Below are 16,857 nucleotides of genomic sequence, written 5' to 3'. Positions count from 1 at the left end.
CGATTATTATTTTAAGTTGGCGATGTTGACACCCTTGTTCAAATACTTCTGAGAGAAAATAAAGAACAGCAGCGTCGGGACCAAGGCGATGACGATCGCGACCAGAATCAATGTGTAAGCATTGCTGGTCGGCGAAGTAAAGTAGAGCAGCCCTACCGCAAGCGGATAAGAGCTTCTATCGCTCAAGTAAATAAGCGGCCCGAAGACGTCCTTCCATGAACCGAGAAAGACGAACAACGCAGAGACGATGAGAACCGGTTTCGCCTGCGGCATGATCACGTTCCACCATATCCGCAAATAGCCGCATCCGTCGATCTTGGCCGCCTCGTCGATCTCCCGCGGCAGCGTGATATAGAACTGCCGGATCAGGAAGATTAAATACGCGGAGCCGAACAGTTGCGGCACGAGTAGCGGTTTGTAGCTGCCGAGCCAGCCGATCGACTTGAAGTAAATGAACAGCGGAAGCATGGTAACTTGACCTGGTAGCATCATTGTCGCGATAACAAGAATGAACATACCGTTGCGGAGAGGAAACTTGAATCTCGCGAAACCGTATGCGATCAACGACGAGCTGAGCACGGATAACACGACCGAGCTAACCGCAAGGAACGTGCTGTTCCACATGTAGATGTAGAATTTCAATTCTACGAACACATAGGAATAGTTGCTCCACAAGGCGGGAGACGGTATCCACTCGATTGGAATCTTGAAGTATTGCGCGCTGGTCTTCAAAGACGAAGTAAACAGGTAAACGAACGGGACGAGAATAATGAACGACAATAAAGCCAGGAATGAAAAAATGAATATTTTGCTCGCGAGAAGACCCGATTTATATTTCATTTGCTCTCCTCCTCGCCGAACAGCTGAAACTTTTTGGATAGTCTGAAGATGACCAAACTGAGCAGAAGGCTGACGATAAAGATGACCCACCCGACAACGGCTGCCGAACCCATGTTATAGTCGCGGAAAGCAAGAGTGTATAAGTAGAAAACAAGCGTGGCTAACGAGTTTTCATTGCCCATTCCGCCCGTCTTGAATTCGGAAGCCAGCGTTAACGCCAAATCGAACACTTGCAAGCCGCCGATAATTCCCATGATCGATTGGAACAGCAAAACCGGCGTAAGGAGCGGTATCGTGACCTTGTAGAACTGTTGCAAGCCATTCGCTCCGTCGATCATGGCCGCTTCGAAATACGATGGATCGATCCCTTTAATCCCCGCCAAATAAATAATGACGCCGCTGCCCAAAAACCAGAAGCTCATGGCGACGATTACCCATACGGCTTGACCTGGCTCGGTCAACCAGGATTGATAAGGCAAACCGAGTAAATTCAGAACTTGATTCAAAAGGCCGTATTTCCCGTTGCCGAATACCGGTTGCATCATCATGGCTAATGCCGTCCCGATCACAAGGGAAGGAAGAAAGATGATCGCGCGGAAAACATTGGACCCAAGGTAGTCTTTGGCCAACATCGCGGCGATAATAACGCCGAACACGAGGTAGATCAGGCTGCTTCCGAACGTAATGATCAACGTGTTCTTTAGCGCCGTATAAAAAATCGGATTCCTAAACACTTCTTGGAAGTTAGACAGCCCTACCCATTGCGGGTCCCTCAAGAAATCCCATTTGACGAACGTCAGATAGCCGGAGACTCCCATCGGAAAAAGTCCGAACAATAGGAACCCCACGATCCATGGGGAGACCAGAAGCAAACCCGCAATCTTTTCCCTTTTTTCAATCCCCATTTTTCTTGTGCCTGATCCCAAGTTGTTTCCCTCCTAACTTCGTGCCGAAAATCGGGATGCTCTCCGGATGGAAGAGCATCCCTCTCCTTATACCGCTTATTTGCCGATATTCGCTTGATACTTGTCCAGCATAGGCTGGCCCTCTTTCTCCAATTGTTCGGCGAATTGTTGCGCCGTCACTTTGTCCGATACGAGCTTGCTTTGCAACCCCGTCCGCAACGTATCGAAGTCCGAAGGGAACGGAGGAGTCGGAACGACGCTCGCCTTGGCCGCGGAGAATCCGGTATAGGCATTGGGATCTTCCGCCTCCAGCGCCTTCTGCGTTTCGTCCAGAGCTTCTTTGTGAACGGGAAGATCGGAGAACTTGCCGAACGAAAGCTGCCCTTCCTTGGAGATCATCCACTTAACCAGTTCCCACGCGGCTTCCCGATTCGAGGAGGAGGTAGGGATGGCGTGCGAGTTCAAATAACCGACCTGCGTCGTTTTTCCGCCTTCTATGATCGGCGCCGGGATGGACATATAGTCGATGTTGGCTTCTTTCATCGCCTTCACGCTCCAGGTTCCCGTCCAGCCGATCGCCACTTTCCCGGTCGTTAGCGCGCTGTCCGGATTGCCGTAAGCGCCTTTCCATACGTCGAGAATCGGCACTTGCGCCCCGCTCGCCATGATGTCCTTGAACGCCTGAATAGCCTTTACACCTTCCGGCGAATTGGCCCTCACCTTCTTGCCGTCTTGCGACAGAATCGGCGATCCGGCGCTTAGCGCCAGGGAGTACAACAGTTCTTCAGGGAACAGATTAGCGGCCATCATATCCCCTTCAAGACCCGCTTGAACCTTCTTCATCATCTCTACCCACTGGGTCGCGGTCATCGGCTCGGTCTGGGATGGAAGCGGTACGTTAGCCTTGACGAACAGATCCTTATTAATGAACGGAACTCTTCGGCCCACCCCGATCGGGGCTCCCAATTGCGCGCCATCCACGTTAAACGCCGACACCGAATCCTCGGTCAATTGTCCGAAAGCTTCCTTTGCTCCCGGCATCGTATTCAAGTCCAGGAAAACGTTCGAATAAATGTAAGCAACCCATTCGCTTGAAGTGAAGGCGATAACGTCCGGCGCGTTACCCGAAATCAAGTCCGTTTTCACTTTGGAGCTATAGGTTTCGTAAGGCAAAAATTCAGACTCTACCTTAATATTCGGGTAGGCGTTCTCGAACTCGTCCAACCAGTTCCGGAAGTTGACTTCTTCTTCCCCGGAAGCCCACCTCAAGTATCTGAGCGTAACTTCCTTCTCCTCGCCATTCTCTTTGCTTTGCTGCGCCCCGCTTTCGACGCCGCTTCCCGCGCTGGATTCCGAAGAGGAATTTCCGGAAGAACAGGCCGCCGTAACCAGAAGAATCGCGATAACCAAACTTGTCGATAAAAACGCTTTCAAAGCTTTCATTTCCCTTACCCCCATTTAAGTATGAATGGCCGTTCCTTGCCCTGAAACCGACGCTTGGCTTCCTTTCGTCACCGCTTATCCGCCTCGCATCCCAACTCCTTGCAAAAAAACAAAATGCTAGACTAAAAATAAAATACTACATAATGTTATCTAACATTTTGATAATAAGAATAACATATGCAAAACAAATGTCAATACGTTATTTCAATTGATCGTGCTTCATCTTAAAACCCACAATCAAAAGTTTTTCAAGAAACCACCGTTAATTTCAAATTACAATGCTCATTTTGTTATCTAACAAATCATAAAATATATAGAAATAACGTTTGTCTCATTGTTATTTTGTTAGGTATTGGATATGATTAGAGGTAGATATTTCGAATCGTTCGTCGATTGCCAAGGGAGAGAAAGAAGGATGTCTCGCAAAGTTACTCTGCAACAAATCGCCGATACCGTCGGCTTCTCGAAGTTTGCCGTTTCAAGGGCGCTTGCCGGCAAATCGGGAGTAACCCCCGATACCCGGGATAAAATCATCGAGGCCGCAACGAAGCTGGGGTATTTTTCGCAACGCTCCAAAGATCAAAAGCCGAAGCCCTACGATAGATCGGACCGTAACGTTTCTCCCGCGAAGAAAGTAATCGCCGTAGTCATTCCGAATTTAAGAGATCAAACCAAGGACAATCCTTATTGGGGAAAAATTCTCGACGGAATAACCGAAAGCGTCGAAAAAGCGGGATTAAACATGATTATTATGACGGAGCAGCTTTCCGATCATTTATTTTCCGCGATCAATCAGCAAGGTCTGCTAGGCTATATTTGCGTCGGGTTCATTCCCACGCAGATCGTGCTGGAGATTAGCAATCTTGGCCTCCCTATCGTGTTAGTCGATCATGAAGATCCGTTAATTCCATCGGATTCGATCTTCATGAACAACTTCGATTGCTCGAGGCAACTGACTTCTCATTTGATCGGGCTCGGTCATCGCTCTTTGCAATTCGTGGGCGAAACGTCGTTGATCCGTAGCTATTACGACAGATGGAAAGGTTACTCCGCCGCTTTGGAGGATCACGGCATACCTTCTCGCCAGCATCCTCAATTGTTGAATCTTTTCGTGCTGCGCCCGGAAGAAATCCATGAAGAGACTTTGAATCAATTAAAGGAGCTTCATTCCAACAATGAGCTCCCGACGGCTTTCGTATGCATTAACGATTACATGGCCGACATCGTTATTCATTCGCTACAGAGATTGGGAGTTCAAGTCCCTCGGGATTGTTCCGTGACCGGGTTCGATGACTTGGATGTCAACGCTCTCGGGATTACGACGGTTCACAGCGCCAAGAACGCGCTGGGCAGAAGAGCCGTAGAAATGCTGCAGAGACGCGTTGCGCATCCCCATGAAGACTACGAGAAAATTCTGTTCGCCGGCAGGATGCTCATTAAGAAAACGACAAGCGTCCCTCCAACCTGAATTACAGTAGACAGGCTACAAACAGTTGGCAGCCTGTTTCGAAGTTGTTATCGCCAAAAAAACCTCCGCTTGGCCGACTTGGCCTTGCGGAGGTTTTGGCGTGGCGCATTACGCCATCGCGACACCCCAAAGTTATTTCGCGTACCGGTGGCTGCCGATCGTGGCGATCGTGGAGAGATCGGACCAGAACGAGCCTTTGGTTACTCGCGGGTCATAGAAGTAAACTGCGTCCTTCACGTTGTTCTTCCCGTTCAGCGCGTCCTTGGTGGCGCGCAGGACGGTTGCGTTCGGCTTGCTCTTGTCGAGCAGTCCATTATGAGCCGGCGGAAATTGCTTGCCCGAATAGATGACGTCGCGAATCGTGTCCGGAAACCGCGAGTCTGCCACGCGATTGAGCACGACGTTCGCCACGGCGAGATGCGCCTCGTACGACTCGTACCCGACTTCGACCTGCACGAGCTTAGCCAACAGTCGATAGTCCTCCTCGGAGTACGGTTTAGCTTCGTTCTCGAAAACCGAGGGAATGACAACCCGCAGCTTAGTACCGATCCCAACGTCATCGGCCTTTAGTCCGTTGCGCTTCAACAGCGCGGCTCTGCTGACGTCGTTCTCCTCGGCGATCTCCTTCAAGCCGTACTCCTCCGCCACGACCGCCTGGGCGACCGGCTCGATCTCGACGAGCCGCTCCTCCGGGCTCCACTTGATCTTCGCATGAAGCAGCTCGGCAACGTAGCGAACCGGAATGTAGATTCTGCCGTCCGCGAAGAAGGGCGCGCTCTCCATCACATAACGCGAGTCGTTAAAGTAGACGACGGGCACTCCGTTCGTCAGGATGATTGTATCTTTATGCGCAGTATGGATCGTTACCGCTTCGTTCTCGGAGTCCCAATCGGCTTTAGCGTTCAGATGGCCGGTTAGGCTGGCGATCGGCAGGAACAGTCTGCCTCCGAGAATTTGTGCCGGCTCTGCCAGCTTTACTGTTTTCCCGCTCACTTTAACCGTAATGTTTTCCTCGCTCTCGGCCGCAGCCGAAGTCAGCCCGACGCCGAGCAAGAGCAGGACGGCGAGCGACAGAAGCAAAATCGCGCGAATTTGCTTACTTCTATGGAGCATGAGAACCTCCCGAAGGTACAAAATGTATCGATAGCGTTTTCTTGCTACTGAAAAATATATCACAATACCGGGAGCTTAAAAGATTAACTTTTTCACACAAAAGGGCTTTTTCGCGAAAAAACGGCCGTAATAGGCCGTTTTTTTCTACGATTGAAGCTCTCTTACCCTTTGGAACGAACGAGCAAGTAAAGGAAATACGGAGCGCCGATGACGGCGACGACGATGCCGGTCGGAATTTCCGACGGCTGAAATACCCACCTGCCGAGCGTATCCGCCACAAGAACGAGCAGCGAGCCGGCCAGCACGGTCGTCGGCAGCAAAATCTGATACCTCTGCCCGACTAGCCGCTTCGCGAGATGAGGCGCGATTAGCCCGACGAAGCCAATGCTTCCGCTGACCGCCACGCACGAGCCGGCCAAGCCGACGGCTGCGCCCAGCAGCAGAAGCTGCTCCCGGCTCACCGCGGCGCCGAGATTGGTCGCTAGTTGATTACCCAGAGCCAGTACGTTCACGGTCTGGGACTTGAAATACACATAGGGCAGCAGAACGCAAATGAAAGGCAGCAGCGCCATAACGAACTTCCAGTCCTTGCCCCAGATGCTTCCCGCCATCCAGGTCGCCACGAATTGATACTGCTCCGGGCTGATTCTCAGCGTGATTACGATCGTAGCGGCGGAAATGCCCGAATTGAGCGCGATCCCGTTCAAGATAAGCCGATTCGACGACAGCCCTCTATGCTTGCGATACGACATGACAAAGACGAGCAGCGCCGCTATTCCGCCCCCGACCCACGCCAGCAATGGCAGCACAAAGGCGGAAACTGCGGTAATCGTCGGGAAAAAGGCGACGTACATAAGAATCATGAAGCCGGCTCCGGAGTTGATGCCGATAATGCCCGCATCCGCCAGAGCGTTGCGCGAGACCGACTGCAGAACGCAACCGGACAACGCCAGCCCCGCCCCGATCAAAACCGAGATCACGATCCGAGGCAGCCGGAACTCGTACAGAATCAAGTTTTGCTGCGCCGTCCCGTTTCCGAACAGCGTATTCACCAGATCGGAGGGCGACAAGCGGATAAATCCAGTATTCATGCTTGCCATAAACGCTAGAATGATGGCCACGAACAGAACGATAAGTACGATGATATTTCGCTTGCGCTTGGCAAGCTCTTCGGGAGATTTTAATCTGACGTATTCGCCCATCTCTACAGCTCCCTCCTTTCCTTGTTAGCCAGATAGAGGAAGAAGGGCACCCCGATGAGCGCGATGAGCGCGCCGATCGGCGTCTCGAAGCCCGGACGAACCGTTCTCGCGGCCAAGTCCGCAAGCACGACTAGCACCGCGCCGAGCACTGCGGATGTCGGAATGATCCAACGGTAATCGACGCCGACCAGTTTGCGCGCAAAGTGAGGCACGAGCAGACCGACGAACGAGACCGCTCCAACGGCCGATACGGCCGAACCCGCAAGTACGATAACGATTACCGTCCCCATAAACTTGGTGAAGCCCGAACGAAGACCCAGCCCCTTGGCCACGTCATCTCCGAGGCTAAGCAGCGTAATCGATCTGGAGATGACGATTGCGCCGGCGATCGCCACAATAATCCACGGCGACATGACCTTCAAGTGAATCCATCTCGTCCCGGCCACGCCTCCGGCGTACCAGAAAGCCAAATCCTGACCGATGCGGAAATAAAGAGCTACGCCTTCGCTTAACGCGGTCAGCAAAGCGGATAACGCCGCGCCCGCGAGCACGAGACGAACCGGCGTCAGTCCGCCCTTCGCGATCGAGCCCAGCGCAAATACGAACAGGGCGCTTAGCGCCGCGCCGATAAAGCAGACCAGAACGAGGGACGAATAAGACATCCCCGGGAAAAAGGCAAAGCAAATCGCGAGAGCGAAGCCCGCTCCCGAGTTCAGTCCCAGCAGCCCCGAATCGGCCAACGGGTTGCGCATCATTCCTTGCAGGATCGCTCCCGCTACCGCGAAGCTGCTTCCGACGAGCACGCATCCGAGCACCCTCGGCAAGCGCAGCTCCTGAATGACCTGATGATCGGTCAAATTCGAATTGTACTGGAATACCGCCAACCACACATCCTCGAAACGAATATCTCTCGCGCCGAACGTTACCGACACGCCTATTCCCAAGACCAACGCTATAATTCCGCCTAGAATGATCAGCAGAGCTACATGGGGACGGGAATGAATTCGCTTGAATACATCGGCCGCCCCGGCTTCGCCGACAGCCTCCGGTGCCGTAGAAGCGCCGGAAGGCAAACTAGACTCATTGGATTCTTTCCTTCTAAGTGCCACGATGAGGTCTCCAGTCTAATAGATTTGCATGATTGCACGAGCCTATGTAACAACCTGGTTCTTCTATTGATAAAGATTATCATTGTCATTTGTGACTGTCAATGCTTTGTATCGCCTTATCGGGCCGATTAGGCTGCCAGATTTTCACGCAGGGGAGACCTGCGGGCCTAAATATGTTTTAATTAAGAAGTGTGCAGTTCAATAATGCAAATCCAACCGACCCGACAAGGAGGAATAACAAGATGGAAATCAGATCATTCTTGCTGCCAAAGGACAAAGTCGCTTACTTGACGACCACGCAATCCATGACAGAGGCGCTGGAGCTGCTGGAGGCCTCTCAGTATTCCGCCGTGCCCGTCATCGATACGGATGGAAAATATATCGGTACTTTATCCGAAGGCGATCTGCTCTGGAAGCTGAAATGCACTTCCGGTTTGAATTTTGACAATATGGGCGAAATCCCCGTCTCCGGTATCAAGAAAAGAAATTACAACGAATGCGTCGCTATTAACGCCCATATGGAAGACATGCTGACTCTGGCCGCCGATCAGAACTTCGTTCCGGTCGTCGACGACGATCGCGTGTTTCTGGGGATCGTCAGGCGCAAGGACATTATTGAATACTACACGCGAAATATTACGGACTAACGGCGTGGAGGCCGAGTATGCTTCAGAATCGCCGCCGCAAGTGTCGTTCCGGCATCGGGGGTGCAGTCCGACAAGCAGCTCCGATCCGCATTCGTTCTGGCCTTAGACGCCATGCGACCTCATCTCTTTATTTCCAGCTCTTTGGTCATATAAGCACTGTACGGATCCTCCGAATAATCCGCGAAGGGCTCGCAGTAGCGGAAGCCGAAGCTCTCGTACAGCGCTCTGGCCGGGGCGAACGACTCCGGCGATCCCGTCTCCAAGCTTAGCCGTCGATAGCCCCGACTTACAGCCTCGTCTACTATGCACTGCAGCATCCGCCTGGCAACTCCTTTCCTCAAATGCTTCGTCGCCGTACGCATCGATTTGATCTCTCCGTGCCGCTCGTCCAGCTCTTTCAATGCGCCGCAGCCCAGCAGATCTCCCTGTTCCCATACGCTCCAGAACGTCACGTCCGGACTTCTCAGCCCGTTAATATCCAGAGCATGCACGCTCTCCGGAGGAGAATCCTCGGCCATCGCCGATAGATGCTGCCGGATAAGCTCCCGAACCTCCGCTCCAGACAAATCGTCCTCTTTGATTTCCACGATCGCCGCTCCCGTCCCTCTCGATTTTTCTCTACCTATTTATTTATCATTTTTCGCTTTATTCTTCAATCGTTTGGAGAAGCTAACTCTTTCCGACTGGTCAAAAGGTGTATACGAAAGGTAAAGACTAGTATATGGTATCAGCCTCTCCCCCCTCCTATACTTGAACTTAGGAAGCGAAGCTGCCCCGAGCAGCAGGGCTGACCATAACTAGACATGGCGGAGGGGTAGTATGAAGCTGGGAAGAAAGTTCCTCTTGATCACAACCTTGATTGTCAGCGTGGCGATGACCGCGTGCGGCAACGGCAACACGGCGAAGGAATCCGAGAAGGCGTCTCCAAGCGCATCTCCATCGGCTTCAGCGAGCGCGACAAACTCAAGCGGCGTTGAAGGCGGCGAAGTAATCGAAGTATCGACGGTAGCCCAAAGCGATCCTTACCTGAAGTTCGACGAAGGCGAGAGCTGGGAAAAGAACTCCGTGTACGACGCTTACGAGAAAGACATCGGCGTCAAAATCACGAACAAATGGATCGCCGACATCACCCAATTCAAAGAAAAAGTAAAAATTACGATTGCCTCCGACGATCTGCCAGATTTCCTGCTGGTGAACGCGACTCAGCTCAAAGAGCTGACCGAAGCCGACATGATTATGGATTTGACGGAAGTGTACGATCAATATGCGACGGAAGAAACGAAAAAGTTTCTGACGATGGACGGCGGCCTGCAGCTGAAGACGGCCACGTTCGACGGCAAACTGATGGGCATTCCAAGCTCTTATAACCCGTACCAGTACCAATACCTTTACGTCCGCACGGACTGGCTAAAGGAACTAAACCTTCCCGAGCCAAAAACGATGGCCGACTTGGTGACCATCTCCGAAGCGTTCAAAGCGAAAAACCCGGGCGGCAAAAGCACGACCTACGGACTTGCAGTCAGCAAAAATCCGTTCAACATCGAAACCGGCGTAACCGGATTGCGCGCCTTCCTCAACGGCTATCATGCGTATGAGAATATCTGGATCGACGACGGCAACGGCGGATTGGTCAACAGCGATATTCAACCGGAAGTGAAGCAAGCGCTCGCGGGGCTTCAGGATATGTTCAAGAAAGGCTTGATCGATCCGGAATTTGCCGTCAAGGACACGGAGAAAGCAGCCGAGCTGCTCTACGACGACGGCATCGGCATGGTGTTCGGCGCATCCTGGACTCCTGCGCAGCTCGTTAAGGGCGCGGTCAAAGACAACAAAGTCGTGCAAGAGTGGGGCGTCTTCCCGATTCCGTCGGTGGATGGCAGCCCGGCTCGTCCGCAAATCGGCATCGGCGTAGACGAATACTTCGTCATTTCCAAAAAAGCGAAGCATCCGGAAGGCGTTATCAAGCTGATGAATCAATGGATCGTTATCGACAACCATCCGACTCCGGAGCAAAAAGTGTATACGTTAGGCAAGGACTTGGTCGAGAAAGGCAGCAACTACTGGCTGCTCAATCCGCTTCGCGTCGGCAAGCAGCTCGACAACAACGGAGAGATTCTGCCTAAAGCCATCGAAACCAAGGACGAGAGCATCCTGCAAACGCAAGACCAAAAAACTCGTTACGAGCGCGCAATGAAATTTGTCGACGGCGATACGAGCATGTGGTGGGAATACTTGATTTCCGGTCCGAAGGGCGCCCTGTCCCTCAATCCGGAAATTCAGAACAATAAGCAATACATGCAGAACAAATTCTACGGCGCTCCGACGCCTACAATGGTCGACAGACAGGAAATTCTGACCAAGAAGCGCGACGAAGTGTACTTCAAGATTATGATGAACCAAGTGTCCGTCGACGAATTCGACAAGTTCGTGGAAGAGTGGAAAAAGCTTGGCGGAGACGAGATTACGAAAGAAGTTAATGAATGGTACGCCGCTAATAAATAACCCCGGATGCGCGCGGAAGAGCGTCCCGAAAGTAAAGCCAATCTAGATTATCGTTAGGAAAAAGTGCGCATGTGTCTCCTGGAGAAGGCCTCATACGGTCCTGAAATAACCTTGCAACGGGTTTACCATTCCGGATTTCAGGAGCGTATAGACTCAGATGGAGATACATGCGCGTTTACTATTCAGATATCGAGATCTTTCAACCGCTTTCGGAACAGAACTTCCCGTTGACGGCCCGGCTCCAGCTTAACATCGAGGTGAATGGCATGAATGGACTAACGAGGATATGGAAGAGGGAATGGCCGCTGCATTTTATGCTGATTCCGGGCCTTTTCCTGGTGCTGCTGTTCAGCTACGTCCCGATGGCGGGCATCATCATGGCTTTTCAGAAATACGTGCCTAACAAAGGCTTGTTCGGTTCCCCTTTCATCGGCATGAAAAACTTCCAACTGCTGATCGATTACCCGGATATCGGGCGCATTTTCTTCAATACGATGTTTATTGCGGTCATGAAAATAGCGGCCGGACTGTTCGTGCCGATTACGATAGCGATTCTTCTTAACGAGCTGCGCCGGGAATGGATCAAACGGACTTTCCAGACGCTCGTCTACTTGCCTCATTTTATGTCTTGGGTTTTGCTGAGCGGAATACTCGTCGATATCCTGTCCCCCTCCTCCGGCATTTTCAATCAAGTGCTCGGATGGTTCGGAGTCAAACCGATTTTCTTCCTGGGAAGCAACGACTGGTTCCCGTACGTTATGGTGGCATCGGATGTATGGAAGGAGTTCGGTTTCGGCACGATCGTTTACTTAGCCGCGTTAACCAGCATTAACCCTTCTCTATACGAAGCGGCCGCCATGGACGGCGCCGGGCGGATCAAGCAGACGTTCTACGTCACGCTCCCCGGCATGATGCCGATTATCGTGCTGATGCTGACGCTCAACATCGGCAACGTGCTTAACGCCGGCTTTGAACAGATTTTTAACCTGTACAGCCCTCCCGTCTACGAAAGCGCGGACATCATCGACACCTTCGTCTATCGTATGGGCGTGCAGCAAGCGCAGTTCGGGTTTGCTACAGCCGTAGGCCTGCTGAAATCGATCGTCTCGTTTCTGTTCGTGTCGCTGTCCTACGTCCTAGCCTACCGACTGGCGAATTACCGTATTTTCTAATGATCCGCCCGCCGTTCAGAAGGGAGACTTACCATGATTACTGACCGTTCGCTCGGCAGAAGAGTTTTTATTGCGGGAAACTTCACGTTCCTGTTTCTGATCTCCTTCCTCTGCCTGATGCCTATTATGCATATTCTGGCCATTTCGTTCAGCTCCGGAGCCGCGGCGGCGGCCGGCAAAGTGTCCCTGTGGCCGGTCGACTTCACGACCGCCGCTTACGACAACGTGTTCGGCAAGCCCGAATACCTCCGCGCCTTCTGGGTATCGATCCAACGCGTGCTGCTCGGAACTGCCCTAAGCATGGCGCTTATGATCGTCACCGCTTATCCGCTGTCCAAGGACCCCCGCCAGTTCCGGCTCAGAACGTTTTACGCATGGGTGTTCGTGTTTACCATTTTGTTCAGCGGCGGACTGATTCCGACCTATTTGACCGTCAAAAATCTCGGAATGATCGACACGATGTGGGCGCTCGTGCTTCCAACCGCGATCCCGGTGTTCAACGTCATCTTGCTGCTGAACTTCTACCGCAACCTGCCCAAGGAGCTGGAGGAATCGTCGCGAATCGACGGCGCCGGACATTTTAAGACGCTGTGGAAAATTTACGTTCCCCTCTCCCTGCCGGCTCTGGCCACAACGGGACTGTTCACGGTCGTCGGACATTGGAACAGCTGGTTTGACGGCATGCTATACATGAACCATACCGAGAATTACCCGCTGCAGACGTTCCTTCAGACGGTCATCATCAAGATGGATTTCCGCTTTATCAAGGCGGAACAAGCCGAGTTGATGGTCAAGCTGTCCGACCGCACAAGCCGAGCGGCGCAAATCTTCGTGGCGGCGTTCCCCATTCTGATCGTTTATCCTTTCCTTCAGCGCTTTTTCATTAAAGGCATTGTCATGGGAAGCGTAAAAGAATAAGATCGGAGTGACTCACAACTTGGCGACAGCAAACCCGGGAGCTCGAGCGATGAAAACCTTATTCTCCATGCACGAATCGTCCATATTCAAGAAAATTATGGCTGCCTTCCTGGCAGCCCTTTTGCCTATGCTGGCGATTACCTGGATGATCAACGAACGGGGATCGGCCAACATCCGTAGCGAAATTTCCGAGTCGGTGCTGAATACGACCCGCTTCTATATGGATTCCCTGGACCAGGAAGCCGATCGGATCAGCCGCTATCTGCCCAACTACGTGATGGATCAGGATTTGATGGAGGTTGCGACGACAGGGAAAGAGATGAGCTCTTACGAGCGTTCAAGCAAAATTCTGGACATCCAGAGCAGGCTTGAGCTGATGAAGAACTCCAGCCCGTACATTCGGGAGGCCAAGGCCTACATCCCGCTCATTAACCGCACCGTGCTAAGCAATAACTTCGAAACCCATCTGGATGAACAGGAGTACGCCTCGATGCAGACTAGCGCCAAGTCTTATGACGAAGCGTTTATCTACTGGAACAATCGCTTTTTTATCACGATGCAGTATCCCGTCAACACGTCGCGAAGCCCGCTGTATGTCGTCGGAGTCGAGCTGTCCGCTACCAAAATCAGGGACACGCTGGCGCAAATCGGCGGCAACCGCGGAGGCCACAGCGTCCTGCTGAACCTGAATCGCGGTTGGCATATCGACACCGGCATGGACGACGAGCTGCTGGGTCAGGTCGCAGCCTTCGTGTCGGCTCAGCAGGAAACGCTTTCCAAAGAAGGCTATGACACGATCGTTCATCAGGGCAAGCGGCTGCTCGCCGTCTACAAATATTCCGCCCTATGGAACGCCTATTCGGTCACCTGTATTCCGGAGGAGATGATTCTTGGCTCTTTGCAGATGTACCGGACATTGTTCTGGTGGGCTTGCGCGCTTGCAGCCGCCATTGTGCTGTTCTTTACTTATTTCCTGCTGCGCCTGATTTATCGGCCGCTGATGAAACTGGTTCACTCTTTCCGCCGCGTGCAACAGAATCGACTGGAGCCCATTCAAATCAATCGCGGAGCCGACGAATTCGGTTATTTGTACCAAGCTTTTAACGACACGATAAGCTCGCTGAAAAAGCTAATCGAGGAAAACTACGAGCAGCAAATCCGCAACCAGCGCTCCGAGCTGAAGCGGCTGCAGTCGCAGATTAATCCTCATTTTCTGTACAACTGCTTCTTCGTGCTATGCCGGCTGATCAAATCCGACAAGCATAAGGAGAAGGCGTATCAATTTTGCCTGTATATCGGACAATACTTCCAATTCATTACACGCAACGACGAAGACGAGATCCCGTTGACGCAGGAGATGGAGCATTCCCGGACTTACGTCAAAATGCAGACGATCTGCTACGGGGACCGTATCGAGGTTGGGTTCGACGGCGACGTCCCCCCTATCTCGGTGCCGAGACTGATTTTGCAGCCGATTATCGAGAATGCTTACAAGCATGCGCTCGGCAATATGCTTCTTCCGGGAGAGCTGTGGGTGCATACCGAGCTTAGAGGCGACGAATTTACGATCTATGTAGAGGACAACGGACAAAATATCACGGACGAAGAAATCGAGCTGCTGCGCAAGAAGCTGCGGCATTCCACGAGCCGGATCGAGGAGACGACCGGCCTGCTGAACGTCCACCGCCGGATTCAATTGAGATACGGAGAAGAGTACGGCCTGTCCGTAGCGCGCTCGGAGCTTGGCGGGCTGCGGGTCGGAATTCAACTATGCGCGAGCCAGAGGGGGAACGAGCATGTACAGACTGCTGATCGTTGACGATCTTCCGCTTATTGTGGACGGCCTAGTGGAGCTGTTCGAGCTGAACGAGCATCTGGCGCTCGAGACGGTGACCGCCTATTCGGGAGAAGAAGCGCTGGAGGTGCTCTCCAGCCAGCGCATCGATATCGTGCTGTCCGATATCAAGATGCCGGGCATAGAAGGCATTGAGCTGCTTCGGGAGATCAAATCCCAGTGGCCGGCCTGCAAGGTCATTTTCCTGACCGGCTACAATGACTTCGAATACGCCAAGAGTGCGCTGACGTACGGCGGCTTCGATTATATTCTGAAGGTCGAGAGCGACGACAAAATCGTGCAGGCGGTACAGCGGGCTGTCGTCAAAATCGAAGAGGAACAGGATCAGGCAAACATGATCGTCCGGGCGCAGTCCAAGATGAGGCAGGCGCTGCCTTCTCTTCAGAAGGAGTACATGTGGGGATTGTTTCTGGGCAAGCATGCCACGGAAAGCCAGCTCGATCGAATGTTTCGGGAGCTGGACATCCCGCTTGACGCTTCCTTGCCCGCCTACCTTCTTATCGGAAGGCTGGATGCGTGGAAAGAAACGTTTACGGCCCCGGACAAAGCGCTGCTCTGCTACGCCATGCAGAACATAGGGGATGAGATGCTGTCGGCGCAGGTCAGATGCTTCTCCGTCGTCTTCGAGCTGTCCAAGGTCGTCTGGCTGATCCAGCCGAAAGCCTCAAGCGGGCCCGTTGAGCTCTCTTGCGATCCGGGCAGCGCGGAATGGCTTAAAGCCCACCGTTATGTGAGCGGCATTCTGGAATCGGTGCAGGCCAACTGCCGGAAGCTGCTCGGACTGTCGGTCTCCTTCCTGCTGGCGAGCGAGACGACGGACTGGTCGTCACTGTCGGATCATTTTCACACGAATAAATACGCTTTGAGTCTCGGTCACGGCTTGTTTAACGAAGTTATTCTTACCGATAAGGATGTGCCGCGGAGCCCGTCCGCCGAGTCCGCCGGAGTGCCGCGCGACAGCTTCTACCACGCCCGGGTTCAACTGCTGATGAGCTGTCTGGAGAACAATCATCGCGAGCAATTCGATCAGCTCTTCATCGAGCTTACGGAAGTGTGGAACGATCAGACGGCGCCGCAAGAGCGGAAAATCGAACTGTACCACTCCCTCTCGGCGGTTTTCCTGTTCTTCATTCACCAGAATCGGGATGTCGGCGAATACGTCAATACGCTGCTTGATCTCGACAAGCTGTTCCGATACGACGAGTCGATCTCCTGGTCGGAGCTCGTTCAGTACTATCGGCAGATGGCCGATTGCTTCTTCGAATGGAACGCCCAACGCTGCACGGAGCTGCCGGCCGAAGTCGTGAACAAGGTACACAGCTTTATCGAAGAGAATATTGCCACCGATATCTCCTTAACGGCGCTGGCGGATTACGTAAGCCTGAATCCCTCCTATCTGTCCAGACTTTATAAGCAAATTACGGGAGTCGGGCTGTCGAAATACGTGAACGATTACCGGAATCTGAAGGCGAAGGAAATGCTGCTGAACACGGCGATGAAGGTAAACGAGGTGGCTGCGGCGCTCGGCTACAATTCGGCGCTGGCATTTATCCGCTTCTTCAAGAAGCAGAACGATATGACGCCGCAGGATTTTCGTTCCATGCGTTCCCAACCGACCGAGCAAGGTCAATAAATGTATATGGAATGTAAGCAACGATCTCTTTTGCCTCCCGTGCGTCCCCC

General features: G+C 52.7%; 14 protein-coding genes. 7 read left to right on the top strand and 7 right to left on the bottom strand.

Annotated features, from left to right (window positions below):
• Positions 1–6: 6 nt before the first annotated feature.
• From DFP98_RS18590 to DFP98_RS18580, 3 genes are all read right to left on the bottom strand, one after another.
• Positions 7–840 (bottom strand): carbohydrate ABC transporter permease, encoded by an 834-nt coding sequence (locus tag DFP98_RS18590; RefSeq protein ID WP_116062098.1) that lies wholly within the window; start codon positions 838–840, stop codon positions 7–9.
• Positions 837–1,766 (bottom strand): carbohydrate ABC transporter permease, encoded by a 930-nt coding sequence (locus DFP98_RS18585; protein ID WP_147310232.1) that lies wholly within the window; start codon positions 1,764–1,766, stop codon positions 837–839. Before DFP98_RS18585 ends, DFP98_RS18590 begins: the two co-directional genes overlap by 4 nt.
• A gap of 75 nt (positions 1,767–1,841) precedes the next feature.
• A complete protein-coding gene (locus tag DFP98_RS18580; RefSeq protein ID WP_181917778.1) occupies positions 1,842–3,188 on the bottom strand; it encodes an ABC transporter substrate-binding protein in 1,347 nt (448 codons plus the stop codon).
• Between the two features lie 415 nt (positions 3,189–3,603).
• On the opposite strand from DFP98_RS18580, the gene DFP98_RS18575 reads away from it, so the two are divergent.
• A complete protein-coding gene (locus DFP98_RS18575) occupies positions 3,604–4,656 on the top strand; it encodes a LacI family DNA-binding transcriptional regulator (protein WP_181917777.1) in 1,053 nt (350 codons plus the stop codon).
• A 132-nt stretch (positions 4,657–4,788) separates the two neighbouring features.
• Here DFP98_RS18575 and DFP98_RS18570 read toward each other — a convergent pair whose 3' ends face one another.
• The 3 genes from DFP98_RS18570 to DFP98_RS18560 form a co-directional block, all read right to left on the bottom strand.
• Entirely contained in the window at positions 4,789–5,769 is a 981-nt protein-coding gene (locus tag DFP98_RS18570) for a cell wall hydrolase (protein WP_116062094.1), read from the bottom strand.
• A gap of 161 nt (positions 5,770–5,930) precedes the next feature.
• The gene (locus DFP98_RS18565; RefSeq protein ID WP_116062093.1) at positions 5,931–6,971 is read right to left on the bottom strand and encodes a FecCD family ABC transporter permease; all 1,041 of its coding nucleotides are present in this window, start codon (positions 6,969–6,971) and stop codon (positions 5,931–5,933) included.
• A 2-nt stretch (positions 6,972–6,973) separates the two neighbouring features.
• Positions 6,974–7,975 carry a FecCD family ABC transporter permease gene (locus DFP98_RS18560; protein ID WP_246016591.1) on the bottom strand — a complete coding sequence of 334 codons (1,002 nt, stop codon included), beginning with the start codon at positions 7,973–7,975 and terminating at the stop codon, positions 6,974–6,976.
• Between the two features lie 347 nt (positions 7,976–8,322).
• On the opposite strand from DFP98_RS18560, the gene DFP98_RS18555 reads away from it, so the two are divergent.
• A complete protein-coding gene (locus DFP98_RS18555) occupies positions 8,323–8,727 on the top strand; it encodes a CBS domain-containing protein (protein WP_116062091.1) in 405 nt (134 codons plus the stop codon).
• Positions 8,728–8,846: 119 nt separating this feature from the next.
• On the opposite strand, the gene DFP98_RS18550 is transcribed toward DFP98_RS18555, so the two are convergent.
• Positions 8,847–9,314, bottom strand: coding sequence for a GNAT family N-acetyltransferase (locus DFP98_RS18550; protein WP_116062090.1), 468 nt, complete (start codon positions 9,312–9,314; stop codon positions 8,847–8,849).
• Between the two features lie 232 nt (positions 9,315–9,546).
• On the opposite strand from DFP98_RS18550, the gene DFP98_RS18545 reads away from it, so the two are divergent.
• The 5 genes from DFP98_RS18545 (at position 9,547) to DFP98_RS18525 (ending at position 16,807) form a co-directional block, all read left to right on the top strand.
• Positions 9,547–11,229 (top strand): extracellular solute-binding protein, encoded by a 1,683-nt coding sequence (locus tag DFP98_RS18545; protein ID WP_116062088.1) that lies wholly within the window; start codon positions 9,547–9,549, stop codon positions 11,227–11,229.
• Between the two features lie 266 nt (positions 11,230–11,495).
• Entirely contained in the window at positions 11,496–12,401 is a 906-nt protein-coding gene (locus tag DFP98_RS18540) for an ABC transporter permease (protein ID WP_094044549.1), read from the top strand.
• Positions 12,402–12,434: 33 nt separating this feature from the next.
• Positions 12,435–13,319 (top strand): carbohydrate ABC transporter permease, encoded by an 885-nt coding sequence (locus DFP98_RS18535; protein WP_116062087.1) that lies wholly within the window; start codon positions 12,435–12,437, stop codon positions 13,317–13,319.
• A gap of 49 nt (positions 13,320–13,368) precedes the next feature.
• Complete coding sequence (locus DFP98_RS18530) at positions 13,369–15,138, top strand: sensor histidine kinase (RefSeq protein ID WP_116062086.1); 1,770 nt, start codon at positions 13,369–13,371, stop codon at positions 15,136–15,138.
• Positions 15,116–16,807 carry a response regulator gene (locus tag DFP98_RS18525; protein WP_116062084.1) on the top strand — a complete coding sequence of 564 codons (1,692 nt, stop codon included), beginning with the start codon at positions 15,116–15,118 and terminating at the stop codon, positions 16,805–16,807. The genes DFP98_RS18530 and DFP98_RS18525 overlap by 23 nt, the downstream gene beginning before the upstream one ends.
• Positions 16,808–16,857 lie beyond the last annotated feature (50 nt).

Source organism: Cohnella phaseoli, assembly GCF_003386235.1.
Classification (GTDB): domain Bacteria; phylum Bacillota; class Bacilli; order Paenibacillales; family Paenibacillaceae; genus Cohnella; species Cohnella phaseoli.
The sequence above is the reverse complement of the archived record's forward strand: the minus strand, read 5'-3'. Positions and strand labels throughout refer to the sequence as shown.